We start from the raw sequence: 422 nt of genomic DNA, 5'->3' as shown, positions 1-422 counted from the left end.
AGTGACGATACGCTAATTCAACGGTCAATGGGTGAGATGATCAGCACCACTCAGCAAGATATGATGATTAGTAGTGGCGATAGTCATCATCAAGTCAGTAGCGAGTCGTTAAACATAATCGCCGACGGTCAGTTTAGTATGACCAATGCGAAAGAGAACATCACTCTATCCGCGCATACAGGTAAGCTTGAGGCGACGGCTAAGCAGGATATAAACATCGCCTCCTCGACTAAAGCCGTTGAAGTAGTAGCGACTAATAAGATTACGCTGACGGCTGGTGGTGCGAGTATTGTCTTAGAAGGCAGTAATATCACAATCACTGCTAAGCAGTTTACGGAGAAGGCTGGTAAGCATAGTAAGGCTGGAGGTGGGATTGATAGTAGTTATTTATCGCGGCTACCTTTTGATAAGTTAGTAGAAAA

Annotated in this window: 1 protein-coding gene; it reads left to right on the top strand. The window is 44.5% G+C overall.

The window, feature by feature from the left end; genetic code table 11:
- The coding region (locus tag AAEY79_RS14215) for a DUF2345 domain-containing protein (RefSeq protein ID WP_352288873.1) at positions 1-422 on the top strand (422 nt) is incomplete at both ends.

The sequence above is a fragment of the Psychrobacter sp. GW64-MNA-CIBAN-0177 genome (genome assembly GCF_040309585.1).
In the GTDB taxonomy this organism is placed as follows: domain Bacteria; phylum Pseudomonadota; class Gammaproteobacteria; order Pseudomonadales; family Moraxellaceae; genus Psychrobacter; species Psychrobacter okhotskensis.
The sequence above is the reverse complement of the archived record's forward strand: the minus strand, read 5'-3'. Positions and strand labels throughout refer to the sequence as shown.